Source organism: Paraburkholderia sediminicola (assembly GCF_046030555.1).
Lineage (GTDB): Bacteria > Pseudomonadota > Gammaproteobacteria > Burkholderiales > Burkholderiaceae > Paraburkholderia > Paraburkholderia sediminicola_E.
Genome location: NZ_JAQQCH010000007.1, coordinates 237748 through 252968, shown reverse-complemented (window position 1 = coordinate 252968; position 15221 = coordinate 237748). Strand labels below are relative to the sequence as shown.

At 62.3% G+C, this 15221-nt stretch carries 12 protein-coding genes; 6 read left to right on the top strand and 6 right to left on the bottom strand.

Annotation, left to right across the window (positions count from 1 at the left end):
* Positions 1–306 precede the first annotated feature (306 nt).
* Genes PQQ52_RS13365 through PQQ52_RS13345 form a run of 5 tightly spaced genes read left to right on the top strand, consistent with a single transcriptional unit; the run spans position 307 to position 7079 of the window.
* The gene (locus PQQ52_RS13365; RefSeq protein WP_325044668.1) at positions 307–1041 is read left to right on the top strand and encodes a Crp/Fnr family transcriptional regulator; all 735 of its coding nucleotides are present in this window, start codon (positions 307–309) and stop codon (positions 1039–1041) included.
* A gap of 45 nt (positions 1042–1086) precedes the next feature.
* On the top strand, positions 1087–2472 hold the full coding sequence (locus PQQ52_RS13360) for an undecaprenyl-phosphate glucose phosphotransferase (RefSeq protein ID WP_408211553.1): 1386 nt from the start codon (positions 1087–1089) through the stop codon (positions 2470–2472).
* A 2-nt stretch (positions 2473–2474) separates the two neighbouring features.
* Positions 2475–3428, top strand: coding sequence for a glycosyltransferase family 2 protein (locus PQQ52_RS13355; RefSeq protein WP_408211551.1), 954 nt, complete (start codon positions 2475–2477; stop codon positions 3426–3428).
* A gap of 37 nt (positions 3429–3465) precedes the next feature.
* Positions 3466–4662, top strand: a complete 1197-nt coding sequence (locus PQQ52_RS13350) for a polysaccharide biosynthesis/export family protein (protein ID WP_408211548.1) — start codon at positions 3466–3468, stop codon at positions 4660–4662.
* 26 nt (positions 4663–4688) lie between these two features.
* Positions 4689–7079 (top strand): polysaccharide biosynthesis tyrosine autokinase, encoded by a 2391-nt coding sequence (locus PQQ52_RS13345; protein WP_408211545.1) that lies wholly within the window; start codon positions 4689–4691, stop codon positions 7077–7079.
* A 109-nt stretch (positions 7080–7188) separates the two neighbouring features.
* On the opposite strand, the gene PQQ52_RS13340 is transcribed toward PQQ52_RS13345, so the two are convergent.
* The 3 genes from PQQ52_RS13340 to PQQ52_RS13330 form a co-directional block, all read right to left on the bottom strand.
* Positions 7189–7611: a helix-turn-helix domain-containing protein gene (locus PQQ52_RS13340; RefSeq protein WP_408211543.1), complete on the bottom strand. Its 423-nt coding sequence runs from the start codon at positions 7609–7611 to the stop codon at positions 7189–7191.
* Entirely contained in the window at positions 7608–7907 is a 300-nt protein-coding gene (locus PQQ52_RS13335) for a type II toxin-antitoxin system HigB family toxin (protein WP_408211542.1), read from the bottom strand. The genes PQQ52_RS13340 and PQQ52_RS13335 overlap by 4 nt, the downstream gene beginning before the upstream one ends.
* Positions 7908–8165: 258 nt before the next feature.
* Positions 8166–9383, bottom strand: a complete 1218-nt coding sequence (locus PQQ52_RS13330; RefSeq protein ID WP_408211540.1) for a glycosyltransferase family 4 protein — start codon at positions 9381–9383, stop codon at positions 8166–8168.
* Between the two features lie 305 nt (positions 9384–9688).
* Between PQQ52_RS13330 and PQQ52_RS13325 the strand changes: the two genes are divergently transcribed.
* The gene (locus tag PQQ52_RS13325; protein WP_408211537.1) at positions 9689–10843 is read left to right on the top strand and encodes a glycosyltransferase family 4 protein; all 1155 of its coding nucleotides are present in this window, start codon (positions 9689–9691) and stop codon (positions 10841–10843) included.
* Between the two features lie 84 nt (positions 10844–10927).
* Here the strand turns inward: PQQ52_RS13325 and rpiA are convergent, their stop codons facing one another.
* From rpiA to rnr, 3 genes are all read right to left on the bottom strand, one after another.
* A complete protein-coding gene (rpiA, locus tag PQQ52_RS13320) occupies positions 10928–11623 on the bottom strand; it encodes a ribose-5-phosphate isomerase RpiA (protein ID WP_408211535.1) in 696 nt (231 codons plus the stop codon).
* A gap of 63 nt (positions 11624–11686) precedes the next feature.
* The gene (rlmB, locus tag PQQ52_RS13315; RefSeq protein WP_408211532.1) at positions 11687–12433 is read right to left on the bottom strand and encodes a 23S rRNA (guanosine(2251)-2'-O)-methyltransferase RlmB; all 747 of its coding nucleotides are present in this window, start codon (positions 12431–12433) and stop codon (positions 11687–11689) included.
* 203 nt (positions 12434–12636) lie between these two features.
* Positions 12637–15153 carry a ribonuclease R gene (gene rnr, locus PQQ52_RS13310; protein WP_408211529.1) on the bottom strand — a complete coding sequence of 839 codons (2517 nt, stop codon included), beginning with the start codon at positions 15151–15153 and terminating at the stop codon, positions 12637–12639.
* Positions 15154–15221: the final 68 nt, after the last annotated feature.

Genomic DNA, 15221 nt, shown 5'->3' with positions numbered 1-15221 from the left:
AGCAGGCGTTGTACAGAATTGAAACAAAAAGCCACGTTTGGCTTCGCGCACCGCCAGGGCTTTCTTCGCTGCGCCGCACCAGCACTCGTTTCCCCTATGGTTGGCACGCTCCTCGCTAAAGAGAAAGTGCAACATCGCGTCGCCGCAACGAAATCTACAAAGACCGCTGCGACGCATCAGGCCAATACGGGGCCGTTCCTGTTCATCCCTCGCTGCTCGCCAAGCAGCACGTCGTTTATTCAAGGATGCGGGCATCGGATCAAAAACACGAAGTCACGCAGCGCGCGGCTTCAGCGAGGACCGATCATGTTGACACTTCAATCAGATCTGCACGGCAACCATTTGCTCGGCGCATTGCCGTCACACGAATGGCAAGCTCTTGCCCCTCATCTCGAACTGGTTCATCTGCGCACCGAGCAGTTGCTGTGCGATTCAGGTCAACGCATCCATCACGTCTACTTCCCGACCACGGCGATCATCTCGATGCTCTCGACGATGGAAGACGGCAGCTCCGTCGAAATCGCCGCGGTCGGTCGCGAAGGCATGACCGGCGTGCCGGTGCTGACCGGCGGCGAGACCATGCCGAATCGCGTACAGGTGCAATGCGCCGGCTTCGCCTACCGGATGAGCGCACAGGCGCTCAAGCAGCAATTCGCACGCTCGGACTTCCTGCGCCGCCTGATGCTGCTGTACATGCACGCTCTGCTCACGCAGGTCGCGCAAACCGCCGCCTGCAATCGCCACCACGCGCTGAACAAGCAGTTGTGCCGGTGGTTGCTGATCGAAGTGGACCGCGTGGCATCGAACGAACTGACGGTCACCCAGCAACTGATCGCCGACATGCTCGGCGTACGCCGCGAAGGCATCACTGAAGCAGCCGGCAAGTTGCACGACGAAGGCCTGATTCATCACAGCCGCGGCCACATCAGGATCCTCGATCGCAAAGGTCTCGAAGCCCGCGCCTGCGAATGCTACGGCCTCGTCAAGCGCGAATTCGACCGCCTGCTGCCCCGCCTGCGTCAGGCTGAAACGGTCGAGTAAGCAGTCAACCAAAGGCTGCATCGTTCGATTACAAGGTAGATCATCATGTTCAGGAATACTGCGCGATGTCTCGACGCACTCTTTGTGATTGCGGGGGGGCTGCTCGCTCACGGGATGCGCTTTTCGACGCCGATTGCATTGTCGGACACCGAGCGGCTTCTGATTGCCTTCAACTGCGTGCTCGTGCTGCTGATGTTTCCCGGCTTCGGCGTCTATGAAACGTGGCGCGGCAAGGCGCTGCCTGCCATGCTGTTGAGAGTTGCCGCCGCGTGGCTGGTGGTGGTCGCCACCGCCCTCGTGCTGGCGTTCACCTTGCACCGCATGGACGCTGTTTCGCGGCTGTGGTTCGGTTACTCGACGCTGATCTCCGGCGCCCTGATCATCCTCACCAAGTGCTTCGTGCATGTGGCCTTGCGCAGCGTGCGCCGGCGCGGCATGAACTTCCGCACGGTCGCGATCGTGGGCGCGCCTGGTTTCTCGCGCACGCTGCTTGCCCATCTGGACCGTGCGCCGCAAGCCGGCTTCAGGCCTGTCTGCGTCTTCGACACCAGTATCGAAGCGGCCGGCACGTACGGTGCGCGCCTCAATCGCCTGCCGGTGCTGACCGATCTGAATGCGTTCGCCGCCAAGGTGCGCGAAGAACACGTGAACGAAGTGTGGCTCGCGTTGCCGCTTTCGGAAGAACATATGATCTATCGCTTCACGCGTATGTTCAGACATGACTTCGTGAACTTGCGCTTCATCCCCGATGTACGCAGCCTCTCGCTGTTCAACCACGCGCTGGTGGATGTCGTCGGTTTACCGACGCTCAATCTGAGCGCCACGCCCGTCTCGCCGCCGCAGATGTGGCCGAAGCTGATTTTCGACCGCCTGTTCGCGGCGGCCGCGCTGCTGGCGCTCGCGCCCGTGTTCATCGTGCTCGCGATCGCCATCAAGCTGAGCTCGCCAGGGCCGGTGTTCTTCCGCCAGACCCGCAAAGGCGTGGACGGCCAGCCGTTCGCGATCTACAAGTTCCGTTCGATGACCGTGCACCACGAAGCGCACGGCCAGCTCACGCAGGCCGCGCGCAATGACGTGCGCATCACGAAACTCGGCGGCTTCATGCGCCGCACCAGTCTCGACGAACTGCCGCAATTCCTGAACGTGCTGCTCGGCCAGATGTCGGTGGTCGGTCCGCGTCCCCATGCAGTCGAACACGACGATCTCTACAAGGATCAGGTGTACGGCTATATGAACCGCTACCGGATCAAGCCGGGTATTACCGGCTGGGCGCAGGTGAACGGCTATCGCGGTGCCACCACCAAGGTCGAAAAGATGGAGACGCGTGTCAAGTTCGATCTCTTCTACATCCATAACTGGTCGTTCTGGTTCGACATGAAAATCGTGTTCGTCACGATCTTCAAGGGTTTCGTCGGCCGCAACGCATTCTGACCATGCCACTCCGGGAACCGTTTGTGAAAATCTCCGTGATCGTGCCGACGTACCGGCGCACCGCAGATCTCGCACGCTGCCTCGCGGCACTCGACGCGCAGGAGCGCCGCGCCGACGAAGTCATCGTGGTCGCACGCCACGACGATTACGCGACACTCGACTGGCTGCGCACGCGCGAAACGAACCGGCCCGACCCGCGCCGCTGGATCGTGCTGGTGCACAAGCCGGGCGTGGTCGCGGCCTACAACCTCGGCGTCGACAGCGCGAGCGGCGACGTGCTCTGCTTCACCGACGACGACGCCGCACCGCATTCCGACTGGATCGCGCGGATCGCCCGCGCGTTCGAAAACGATCCGGCACTCGGCGGCCTGGGTGGACGCGACATCGTGCATGAACGCAATGGCATTCTTGAGGGGCAGAAGCCGCGCGTAGGCCTCGTGCGCTGGTACGGCCGGACCATTGGCAATCATCATATCGGTCACGGCGCGGCTCGCGAAGTGCAGGTGCTCAAGGGCGTCAACATGGCGTTTCGCCGCAAGGCGATCGGCACGCTGCGCTTCGACGCCCGTTTGCGCGGCACCGGCGCGCAGGTTCACTGCGAGATGGCCTTCAGTCTGGACGTGCAACGGCGCGGCTGGACCCTGATTTATGACCCGTCGCTGCTGGTGGAGCACTTCCCGGCCCAACGCAGCGACGAAGACCAGCGCTTCACATTTAACGACGCCGCTTTCTATAACGCGTCATTTAATCTCCGACTCATCATGTGCGAATACCTGACGCCATTCGGCCGATGGGCGTTCGTCGTTTACTCGACGCTGATCGGCGATCGCGCGGACCCGGGGTTCCTGCGCGCATTGTCGTTGGCATTCGAGCGCGGCGGCGTGGCACTCGCGCTTCGCAAATGGAGAGTGGGTTTACGCGCAATGCGCGGGGCATGGCAGGAGGCGGCGCGCTGATCGATCAGCGCGCTACTTCACGCGAGGGACCACCAAAATGACTATGAAAACGATTGCCGCAGGGCTCGCGGCCGCATCTCTATGTGCCTGTTCACTGGCGCCCGGACCCTATCTCGACACCAAGCGGCTGGAGCCGCCTGCTCCGCCGGAGCAAACCGCTGAGAAGTTTCCAGTGCACACGATCGACGTCGGGTATTTTCGCCAGCAACGCGCCGCCGCCGTACCGGCCATCTGCCCGCTGTCGTGCCTGACAGCAACGACGCGCGGCGCTTACGACTACCGGCTCGGCATCGGCGACCAGTTGAGCATCATCGTCTGGGATCACCCGGAACTGACCGGTGGCGGCGCGGGCGTAAATATGCCCCCGCTTCCCTCTACCAGCAGCGGCTCAACACCTTCGCCTGGCCCCACGCAGACGCAAGGCGCGACACCGATCGCGCCGGCGCTAACGGGCGGCGGAGAAGGTGGACTAACCGTGCGGGTCGCCAATAACGGCACGATCTTCTTTCCGCGCGTTGGCCGCATCAAGGTGCTCGGCATGACCGCGCAACATGTCCAGGAATCGCTGACGAAGGGGCTCTCGAGGACGATTCGTAATCCTCAGCTCGACGTGCGCGTGTCGGGCTTCAACAGCCAGTCGGTGCAGGTGACCGGCAATCTGCGCACGCCCGCCTCCGAAGCGATTACCGATACGCCGCTGACCGTGCTCGATGCGATCAATCGCGCGGGCGGCGCGCTGCCCGACGCCGATCTGCAGAACGTCGGCGTAACCCGCGACGGCAAGCGCTACACGGTCGATGTCGCATCCCTGCTCGAAACTGGCGATCCGCAACAGAACGTTTTGCTGAAAGACGGCGACATCATCGACGTGCCGGATCGCTCGAATAGCCGCGTCTTCGTACTGGGCGAAGTGAACAAGCCGACCTCGCTGCCGATGAACCGCGGCCGCCTGACGCTCGCCGATGCACTCACGGGCGCCGGCAGCCTCGATGTCAAAACCGGCGATCCACGCTTTGTGTACGTGGTGCGCGGCGCTGACAAGACGCTCACGCCCGACGTCTATCAGCTCGACATGACGCAGGTCGACGCGTTGATGCTGATGACCAAGTTCGAACTACAGCCGAAGGATGTGGTGTATGTGCAGGTCTCGAGCGCGGCACGCTTTAACCGTGCACTCGAACAGATCACGCCGACCCTGCAGTCCATCTTCTACACGGTGCAGTTGGGCCGGTAAAAAAACACTCGCGACGGAGTATCTCTATGAGTACGTACGACATGCTGGACCATGGACCAGCGCCCAGCAGCGACGAGGATGCGGTGATGCGCGACTTGCTGCGCATGATCATGGATCAGATCTGGTGGGTGATCGGCATTGCCGGCTGCGTGATTCTCGCTGCGGTGATCTATACGAAGATTGCCACGCCGATCTATTCCGCCGACGCGCTGCTTCAGGTCGACGCACAGACCAACGGCATCGGTTCGCAAAGTCAGAGCGCGCTGTCGCTTATGCCGTCGATTGGCCCGATGCGCACCGACGCGGAAATCGAAATCATCAAGAGCCGCGCGGTGGTCGAGCCGGTGGTCGAGCAGTTCAAGCTGAACTTCAGCACGTCTGCGAAGACCATGCCGGTGCTCGGCAAGATTTCGTCGTGGTTCGCGCATCCGGGCCGGCCGCTCGGCGCCGCGTTCGGCATGAATTCGTATGCGTGGGGCGGTGAGGAATTCGAGGTCGGATCGATTACGGTGCCGAAATCGCTGGAAGGCGCGCGCCTGACACTACGGGTGCTCGATTACGGCCGGTATGAAGTGACTGACTCGTTCGGAACGCAGATTCTCACCGGCGTGGCGGGTCAGCAGGCAAGCGGCAGCGATGTCACGCTGTTCGTCAAAACACTGGTGGCCCGTCCCGGCACCGAGTTCTACGTGACGCGCTTCAACCAGCTGGACGCGGTCGCCGGGCTTTCGTCCGGATTGCAGGTAGGCGAAAAAGGACGGGACACCGGCGTCGTTCAATTGTCATACATGGGCCCCGATCCGCATGCGATCACCGCGATCACCAATGCGGTGGCGGCGTCGTATCTGGCGCAACGCACCGAACGCGCGCAGGAAGAAGCGAGCCACATGCTGAGCTTCCTGAATAGCGAATTGCCACGTCTGCGCGCCGAGGTGAAAAAAACCGAGACCGCGTTGTCGGAGTATCAGTCGAAGGCCGGTTCGTTCCAGCCGACTCAGGAAGCAGGCGTCTATCTCGCCGGTGGCCTCGACTACGAAAAGCAGATTGCAACGTTACGCATCCAGCGCGCGCAACTACTGCAGCGCTTCACTGAAGAGAGCCCGGAGGTGCAGCAGGTGGACGCGCAACTGGCCGCGATGTCGCGCGAAAAGGCTCGTTTCGAAGATCACTTCAGCACGCTGCCGAGCTCCGAACGCAATGCCCTCTCCTTGCAACGCGACGCGAAAGTTGCCGAGGAAATCTATGTGGCGCTGCTGAACAAAACCCAGGAGCTGTCGATTTCGCGTGCCGGTACGATCGGCAACGTGCATATCATCGACGAAGCCTTGCTGCCGTCCCAGCCGGTGCGGCCCAAGTCTGTTCTGATCATTTCGGCTGGCACGCTGCTCGGCATCATCGCGGGCATTCTGTTCGCGTTCTGCCGTCGCACGTTCTTTACCGGCGTGGCCGATCCCGAGTTCGTCGAGCGACGTTTCCAGTTGCCGATCTTTGGCTCGATCGCCTTCAGCCCAGAACAGGCACGTAGCGACCGGCAGCTGAGCGCAGCGCGCGCCGCTGCGCTGCCCAACCCAAGGTCAACGCCGACCGAAGTGTCAGCGCAGTCGTCGGGCATGACGCGAATGCTTCGGCCTGGTTCGGCGGCGGATCGCCACGACAGGGTGCAGGTCGGTACGCAAACTGTCGTTGCGTCGCACAAGACACCCATGCGGCCGCTGCTGGTGAAGACTCATCCGTACGACTCAACGGTGGAGAGCCTGCGCGGATTGCGCGCCACGCTGCAATTCGGCCTGATCGATGCGCCCAACCGCATCGTGGCGATCACAAGCCCGGCACCCTCGGACGGCAAAAGCTTTCTGTGCGCCAATCTGGCTGCACTGATTGCGGAATCGGGCAAACGCGTGCTGCTGATCGATGCCGATCTGCGGCGCGGCCGCCTCGCGCAGTATCTCGGCCGCTCACCCAATGGTGGCCTGACCGAACTGCTGACGGGGCAGGTTGATCTTGAAGTCGCCGCTCGCGCTACGGGCGTAGATGGCTTGCACTTCATCGCAACGGGCGCTTATCCGCCGAATCCCTCGGAAATTCTGACGTCGGCGCGCTTCGGTGAAATCCTCGCGCGCTTCGAGCAGGAGTTCGATCTGGTGATCGTCGATACCCCGCCACTGCTGGCGGTGGCCGATGCGGCGGTGATTGCCCATATTGCCGGTTCGACGGTGCTGGTGATGCGGGCCGGCGCTCATACAGAAGGCCAGGTGGCCGAGGCGCTGAAGAAGCTGCGGCGCGCACGAGCCCGGGTAGTGGGCGGCGTGATGAACGCGGTGCCGCTCAAGAGCCACAACAAGAACGGCACGTACGACTATGCGTATGCGTACACCTACTCCGCCAGCGATCCGCTCGATACTCACGGACCACGATAGATCGGATTAAAGGCTGGTCAAAGAAAAAGGGCTGTGCCGGATCGAGGCACAGCCCTTTTGCATTGGTGTGAGGTTCAGGCGTATAGAACGCGGCTCTGCGGTGCCGCTCTTACAGAAACGCGCTGACGTCGGTACGAAAACGCACGGCCAGCGCCTTCGCCACCTTTTTGCTGATGGCGCGCCGGCCTGCGAGGATATCGCTCACCACGGTGGGCGATGCGATACCGATCAAATCCTTCTGCTTGAGCCCGTGCGTCTCCAGCAGATGCCGCAACACCTCCCGCGGCTCCGCTTTCGGGATCGTCACGTTGTGCGCTTCCCAGCTTTCGATCAGGTCGGTGACGATCGCGAACAGATCGGCCAGCGGATCCTCTTCGTTACCGTTCAGGTGATCGGCGAGCGCGTTGGCGAGCCGCACCATCTTCTGATAATCCTGCTCGTTGCGAATAGGCGTGATCGGCAACTGGCTTTGCAGTGCAGCCCAGGTTTGAGCGATGTCGGGAAAGGCTCCCGGAAGGCGATCGGCATTCATGAGTTTAAATTCTTCCTCGTCCAAAGGTCGTATTCCGCATGCGTCAATACATGACGAACGAACAACGACTGCCTGTTGTAGTGAATCGCCGCGACGATCCGGAACCGGTTGCCGCCTACATCGAAAACGGTGTATTGCGGTGGCACGTAGTCCACGCCCGCGAACGTCTGCTTCAGGTCGTTATAGCCATACGCGAGGCAAGCCTGCGCCAGTGAGTACCACGTCAACAACGCACTGCGCGCCTCCGGATGTCGCTTTATAAAGTCCAGCAATACTTTCTTCGAAATGACCCGCATCGAATTTCCTCACACGTACACGCGCACTGAACATGCACGCTCTACCTGTAAGGCGAAAGGGATGGGATCGACACCGATAGCCAGCCGGATGGCATAGTCCGAACAGCTAGCGACGTCTTGCTGCAGTAAGACAAAAACCATTTTATTCGCATAGCGAGAAGTTCCCAATATGCGAATAAAGAGATATTCGATTGTGCTTTGAGACTCTTTCGCGAACTCACGCCACCCGTGTCACGGCTGCACTCGAACTCGCCGGCGTCAGCGTCCCCAACTGCCGCCCTGCACGCGTTCGGCGGGCCACGCGAGGTCTTCAGCGACCAGATCGTGTTCGATCCGCTCGACCGCCGCGACCCGCAGACGCCAACCCGACGCCGCGATCGTGCGCGTCACCTCGGCCATGAAGGCGCGCCGGAAAACCGCCGCGGAAAAACGCTCGGCATTCGCGCGGCATGCCGCCGGCGTGATCTGGTCACGCTGCCGTTCGAAGCGGTCGATCGCGTCGAGCATCGACACGACTGTTTGGCGTCCGAAATACACGCCGGTAGGATGCGCCTCGCCGACCGGTATCACCGTTTCGAGCGCCCCACCCTTGCCGAACGCAATGACCGGCGTGCCGCACGCCTGCGCTTCGAGCGCGACAATGCCGAAGTCTTCTTCGGCGGCGAACACGAAGGCGCGCGCGCGTTGCAGATGATCCTTGAGAACCTTGAACGGCTGATAGCCGAGGATCGTCACATTCGGACCCGCCTTGGCGCGAATCGCCGCCATCTCGGGGCCATCGCCAATCACGATCAGCTTGCGGTGCGGCGTCGCGTTGAAGGTTTCAACGATCAGATCAATGCGCTTGTACGGCACCATCCGCGAGGCGGTCAGATAGAAGTCGTCCTTGTGCGTGCACAGTTCGAATTTGTGCACGTCGACGGGGGGCGGAATGACCGCGGCATCGCGCCGGTAAGTCTTCATCACGCGTCGCGCAACGAATTGCGAATTCGCGATCAGACGGTCGACGCTGTTCGCCGAGTGCGAATCCCAGCCACGCAGATAGTGAAGCAACGCACGCACGGCCCATGACTTCGGCCCGCGCGTCAGCTTCGCTTCGCGCAAATACTGGTGTTGCAGATCCCACGCGTAGCGCATCGGCGAATGCACGTAGCTCACGTGCGTCTGATCGGGGCCGACCAGCACACCCTTGGCGACCGCATAGGAACTCGTGATGACGAGGTCGTAACCCGAGAGATCGAACTGCTCGATCGCCAGCGGCATCAACGGCAGATACGCGCGATAGCGACGCCGCGCAAACGGCAGGTGCTGGATGAACGACGTCGTGACGGGTTTGCCGCCAATAGGTCCGCGATCCTCGAGGAAATCGACGAGGCTGAAGAGATCGGCATCGGGAAAGCACTCGATGATCTGTTCGAGCACTTTCTCCGCGCCGCCGGGTGCGACGAGCCAGTCGTGCACGATCGCCACTTTCATGATCTCCCCACCTATTAGTAAACGACCCATGGCCATAGCAACGAGTGTATGTGCCACATCATTTACGTTGCGTGCGTATGCCCACATTCGACGCGCGACAGTCCGCGAATAATGAGGACTCGCTATTCGCCTCTTGCGAATGGTGTGTTCAATCACTTCGCCCGACTTCGCACTTTATGCGCCCGACGATCGACGCTTCTCCACTCGCCCATTCTTTGCCCCTGGTTCAGCCAGCTCGGATCGATGCATCTGCTGCGCCGGTATCATCAGTACAAACGGCGCCATCGGCAACGCTCTCGCCGACGATGCCGAGCGTGCTATTCGTCGACCAGAGCGGACAGCTCGGTGGCGCCGAATTCGCGCTCCTGCAACTGGCCGGAAGCTGCATCGCACGCAGCGAAGTCGTGCTGCTTTCCGATGGCCCATTCCGCAGGCGCCTCGAAGCGCTCGGCGCTCGCGTGCAGGTGCTGAACGACGCGCGCGTGTCGGGCATCGTTCGGCAAGCATCAGGATTGAACTGTCTGCGCGTCGTGCCAGGCATCCTGCGCCAGGTTCGCGCGATCGCGGCGCGCGCCAAAACATTCGACGTGCTGTTTCTCAACACACAAAAAGCACTCGTGCTCGGTGCGCTCGGCAAACCGCTCCATCGCAAACCGGTGATCTGGTATCAGCACGACATCCTCACGCGCGAGCATTTCGGTCGCGTGCAGTTGAGCGTCATCAAGTGGCTGGTGCGCTTCGCTGTTGATCAGGTGATAGCGAATTCGCAGGCATCGAAGCGATCGCTGACGGCGCTGACCGGTATCGCGGCCGACTTGGTACCGGTCATCTACAACGGTATCGACGCCGGCGCGTTCAAGCGTATCGACGGCAGCGACATGGCCGCGTTGCGCCGCAGTCTGGGCCTGCCCGAGCATGCATGGCTCGCGGGTTTGTTCGGGCGTCTCGCGCCGTGGAAAGGTCAGCACATTGCGCTCGAGGCAATGGCGCGGCTGCCCGACGTGCACCTGGTGCTGGTCGGCGCGCCGCTATTCGGTGAGGACGCGTACGCGCAGCGTCTGCATGAGCAGGCCGGGACGATGGGCGTAGCGGATCGCGTACATTTCGTCGGCTTTCAGGACGACGTGCCCGCGTGGATGAAAGCGATGGATGTGATCCTGCACACATCGACCGAGCCGGAGCCGTTCGGGCGAGTGATCGTCGAAGGCATGGCGGCAGCGCGCCCGGTCATCGCCGCGGCCGCGGGCGGCGTGACCGAGATCGTGCGGCATCAGCGCAATGGCTGGCTGGTGAAACCGGGGGACGTGGCCGCGCTGGCTGATGCAATAGGCGCATTGCGCGCCGATCCGGCAATGGCGCAGCGTCTCGCGGATCAGGCGCTTGCCGATGCGCAAAACGAGTTCTCAGTGGATCAGTATTTGCAGAAGATGACGCAGGCGATCGGGCAAGCCGCGCGCTAGGGCTAGTTGAGGTTTGGTGCGGGTTCAATGCAGAAGCGCGAGCCCGCCAAAGCAGGCTCGCGCGTCACGGCAAAAGCGCTGCGGTCAGCTCTTGCTGTATTCGATCGTCTCGACGCCCGTATCCGTGCCGAGCATGCACAGATTCGCGCCACGGCCTGCGAAGAGGCCCGCCGTCACCACACCCGGCCATGCATTGATGTGCATTTCCAGCGTGCGCGGGTCGCTGATGCGCAGACCCTTGACGTCGATGATCTCGTTGCCGTTGTCGGTAATGAACGGCATGCCTTCCTTGGTCACGCGCACCACCGGCACGCCGCCGAGCGCCGTCACACGACGGCCGATCGCGGTACGTGCCATCGGCACGACTTCGATCGGCAGCGGGAAGTTGCCGAGCGTGTCGACCAGCTTGCTCGCATCGGCAATGCAGACGAACACGTCCGACACCGAAGCGACGATTTTCTCGCGCGTCAGCGCGCCACCGCCGCCCTTGATCATCGCGCCGCTATGGTCGATCTCGTCGGCACCGTCCACATACACCGGCAGCGAGTCGATTTCGTTCAGATCGAGCACCTTGAAACCATGCGACTGCAGACGCGCGGTAGTGGCGAGGGAGCTCGACACCGCGCCGCGATAGCGGGTCTTGCTGGCGGCCAGCGCGTCGATGAAACAGTTCGCGGTTGAGCCGGTGCCGACGCCGATCACGGAGCCTTGCGGCACGTTGGCGTTCACATAGTCGGCGGCGGCCTGGCCGACCAGTTGTTTGAGTTCGTCTTGGGTCATGGAAAATGCAGGCGAGCAGTAAAAACGATGAGTTTACCGGAGTGGCGCTGACACGGTGCCAGCTTACTTCTTCTTCACCGACCGCTGACGCACCGCTTCGAACAGGCACACACCGCTCGCCACGGAAACGTTCAGGCTTTCGACCGTACCCGCCATCGGAATCTGCATGATCATGTCGCAGGTTTCGCGCGTGAGGCGCCGCATGCCCTCGCCTTCGGCGCCCATCACCAGCGCGACCGGACCGTCGAGTTCGGTCTCGTAGAGGCTCTTGGTCGCCTCTTCGGCGGTACCGACCACCCACACACCCGCATCCTTCAACTCACGCAGCGCGCGCGCCAGATTCGTGACGGTGATGTACGGCACGGTATCGGCTGCGCCGCTCGCCACCTTCGCGGCCGTCGCGTTCAAACCCACCGCGCGGTCGCGCGGCACGATCACCGCGTGCGCGCCGGCCGCATCGGCCACGCGCAGGCAAGCGCCGAGATTGTGCGGATCGGTCACGCCGTCCAGCACCAGAATCAACGGCGAACCGTTAATGCCGTCGAGCAGTTCGGCCAGATTCTGCGCGAGCGGCATGTCGGTCGCACGCGCGACCACGCCCTGGTGACGCTCGGTATGCGCGAGACCCCACAGACGCGTTTCGTCGGCGGCAATCAGACGCACGCCGGCTTCTTTCGCTACGTGCAGGAACTCGGTCATGCGACGGTCTTTGCGCGTGGCGTCGTAGTAAACCTCTTCGACCGTCGACGCGTCGTGCCGCATGCGTGCGGTCACTGCGTGGAAACCGTATAGAACCTTGAGACGTGACATGACTGAAAAACCTTTGATTGAGCGCGCCTTGAAACGCGCGCTGCTGTGATGAATACGAGCTTGCTTGCTTTGCTGCCTGCTGTGTTGCCGTGTTGCTTAGGCACCCGCTTCGGCACCTGACTTGATCACGATGAAACGAAGACCGCGCGCACCCGGTACGTATCAACGTACCCGATGCGCGCGGTTCAAGCCGTTATGCGACTTCAGCGCTTCTTGCGGGCCTGCGGTTTCGATGCCGGCTTGGCCGGAGCCCCGCCATGCTTCTTCGCCGCGCCGCGTGCCGCGCGCGCTTCCTTGACGGCCGCGGTTTGCGCCGGCGCGGCCTTCTTGCGCCGTCCCCCCGCACCTGCCGCCGCGCCGCCTGGCCCGCCTTCCACCGGCGGCAACGAACGCACGCGTGCGCCGCCGCTTTCGGCTGATGCCTTGTCGGCGAGAGCCGGCCGATTCACCGGCGGCTTGATCGGCGTATCGCGCACGAGGCGGAAGTCGATCTTGCGCGCATCGAGATCGACGCGGCTCACCTGCACCCGCACGCGATCCGACAGGCGGTAGCGAATGCCGGTGCGTTCGCCGCGCAACTCGTTCTTGATTTCGTCGTACTGGAAGTAGTCCGAGCCCAGTTCAGTGACGTGCACGAGACCTTCGATGAAGAGCGAGTCGAGCTGCACGAAAATGCCGAACGACGTCACACCGCTCACCATGCCGCCGTACTCTTCACCGAGCTTGTCACGCATGAAGTAGCACTTGAGCCACGCTTCGACGTCGCGCGATGCTTCGTCCGCGCGGCGTTCGTTAGCCGAGCAATGCAGGCCGAGCTCTTCCCAGATCGCCACGTTGTTCGAACGCTGGCGGCCACGCTTTTCGTCGTCGGCTTGCTGCATCGCGCGGGCGCGCGGCGAAAGCGCCGTATTCAACTCGACGCCGTGCGGCGCTTCCGGCTGATATTTGCGGCCTTGCAGGATCGCGTAGATCGCGCGGTGCGTCAGCAGATCGGGATAGCGGCGAATCGGACTCGTGAAGTGAGCATAGGCTTCGTACGCGAGACCGAAGTGGCCGATGTTGTCCGGGCTGTAGACAGCCTGCTGCATCGAACGCAAAAGCATGGTTTGCATCATCTGCGCGTCGGGCCGTTCGCGGATTTGCGCCATCAGCGCCGCGTAGTCGCTCGCATGCGGCTTATCGCCGCCGCCGAGCGAAAGCCCCATGCCGCGCAGGAACGTGCGCAGATTCTCGAGCTTCTCGACGGTCGGTCCGGCGTGCACGCGGTACAGGCCCGGATGCTTGTTGCGCTTGAGGAAGTCGGCCGCGCAGACGTTCGCGGCCAGCATGCATTCCTCGATCAGCTTGTGTGCGTCGTTACGGGTGCGCGGCACGATCTGCTCGATCTTGCCCTGCGCATTGCAGACGATGTATGTCTCAGTCGTATCGAAGTCGATCGCGCCGCGCTTCTGGCGCGCGGCGAACAACGACTTGTAGACGCCGTAAAGATTCTGCAGTTGCGGCAGCAAGGCGGCGCGGCGTGCCGCTTCCGGACCCTTGGTGTTCTTCAGCACCGCGGCGACTTCGGTATAGGTCAGGCGCGCGGCGGAATTGATCACGCCGGGATAGAACTGATACGCCTTCACTTCGCCGCGTGCGGTGACGATCATGTCGCACACCAGCACGCAACGATCGACATGCGGATTCAGCGAGCACAGTCCGTTCGACAGTTTCTCCGGCAGCATCGGAATCACGCGGCGCGGAAAGTACACCGAGGTGCTGCGTTCGAGCGCGTCCGCGTCGAGCCCGCTCTTCGGATGCACATAGTGCGAGACGTCCGCGATCGCGACGATCAGGCGGAAACCTTCGCCGCGGCCGACCTGAACCGGCTCGCAATAGACTGCGTCGTCGAAGTCGCGGGCATCTTCGCCGTCGATCGTGACGAGCGGCACGTCGCGCAGGTCGATGCGATGACGCGCGTCGACCGGACGGACTTCGTCGGGCAGCTTGGCGGCTTCGTCGAGCGCAGCCTGGCTGAATTCGTGCGGCACGCCGTATTTGCGCACCGCGATTTCGATTTCCATGCCAGGGTCGTCGATATCGCCCAGCACTTCTACCACGCGGCCAAGCGGCTGCGAATGACGGCTCGGGAAATCGGTCAGCTCGACCACCACCACCTGGCCGACCTTGGCCTTCTTGGTGTTCTGCTGGATCAGAATGTCGTGGCCAATGCGCTTGTCTTCAGGCGCGACGATCAGCGCGCCGTTCTCGTTGAGCAGGCGGCCGATCACGCGCTTGTTGGCGCGATCCGTGACTTCGACGACATGCCCTTCCGGACGACCGCGCCGGTCATAGCCGACGATGCGCGCGAGCACCCGATCGTTGTGCATGACCTTCTGCATTTCGCCGGTGGGCAGGAACAGATCGTCCTGACCGTCGTCGCGAATGAGAAAACCGTAGCCGTCGCGATGGCCCTGCACGCGGCCCGCGACAAAGTTCGACGGATGGGTCAGTTGATAGAGATTGCGCTGATCGAGCCGGATCTGGCCGTCGCGCTCCATGGCGCCCAGGCGCTTGAAAAATCCTTCGCGCTCCTGGCGTTTGATCGACAGGGCTTCGGCGATGTCGTTCGCGGCAAGCGGCGCTTCACTCGTGCGCAGGACGCCCAGGATTTCTTCGCGGCTTGGGATCGGATAAGGAAATTTGCTCAAGGGCTTGTCGATGATTTTTTCTCGTTGCATGGACGTCGGTCGGCGATGTGGCTCGGCTTAAGAAGCGTTCAGGTTGCGCTTAAGTTGCACTTGCGATT

What these genes read in the sequence shown, in the direction of transcription:
- PQQ52_RS13365 (WP_325044668.1), top strand. Translation starts at nt 307, where the DNA reads ATGTTGACACTTCAATCAGATCTGCACGGCAACCATTTGCTCGGCGCA.
- PQQ52_RS13360 (WP_408211553.1), top strand. Translation starts at nt 1,087, where the DNA reads ATGTTCAGGAATACTGCGCGATGTCTCGACGCACTCTTTGTGATTGCG.
- PQQ52_RS13355 (WP_408211551.1), top strand. Translation starts at nt 2,475, where the DNA reads ATGCCACTCCGGGAACCGTTTGTGAAAATCTCCGTGATCGTGCCGACG.
- PQQ52_RS13350 (WP_408211548.1), top strand. Translation starts at nt 3,466, where the DNA reads ATGACTATGAAAACGATTGCCGCAGGGCTCGCGGCCGCATCTCTATGT.
- PQQ52_RS13345 (WP_408211545.1), top strand. Translation starts at nt 4,689, where the DNA reads ATGAGTACGTACGACATGCTGGACCATGGACCAGCGCCCAGCAGCGAC.
- PQQ52_RS13340 (WP_408211543.1), bottom strand. Translation starts at nt 7,611, where the DNA reads ATGAATGCCGATCGCCTTCCGGGAGCCTTTCCCGACATCGCTCAAACC.
- PQQ52_RS13335 (WP_408211542.1), bottom strand. Translation starts at nt 7,907, where the DNA reads ATGCGGGTCATTTCGAAGAAAGTATTGCTGGACTTTATAAAGCGACAT.
- PQQ52_RS13330 (WP_408211540.1), bottom strand. Translation starts at nt 9,383, where the DNA reads ATGAAAGTGGCGATCGTGCACGACTGGCTCGTCGCACCCGGCGGCGCG.
- PQQ52_RS13325 (WP_408211537.1), top strand. Translation starts at nt 9,689, where the DNA reads ATGCCGAGCGTGCTATTCGTCGACCAGAGCGGACAGCTCGGTGGCGCC.
- rpiA (WP_408211535.1), bottom strand. Translation starts at nt 11,623, where the DNA reads ATGACCCAAGACGAACTCAAACAACTGGTCGGCCAGGCCGCCGCCGAC.
- rlmB (WP_408211532.1), bottom strand. Translation starts at nt 12,433, where the DNA reads ATGTCACGTCTCAAGGTTCTATACGGTTTCCACGCAGTGACCGCACGC.
- rnr (WP_408211529.1), bottom strand. Translation starts at nt 15,153, where the DNA reads ATGCAACGAGAAAAAATCATCGACAAGCCCTTGAGCAAATTTCCTTAT.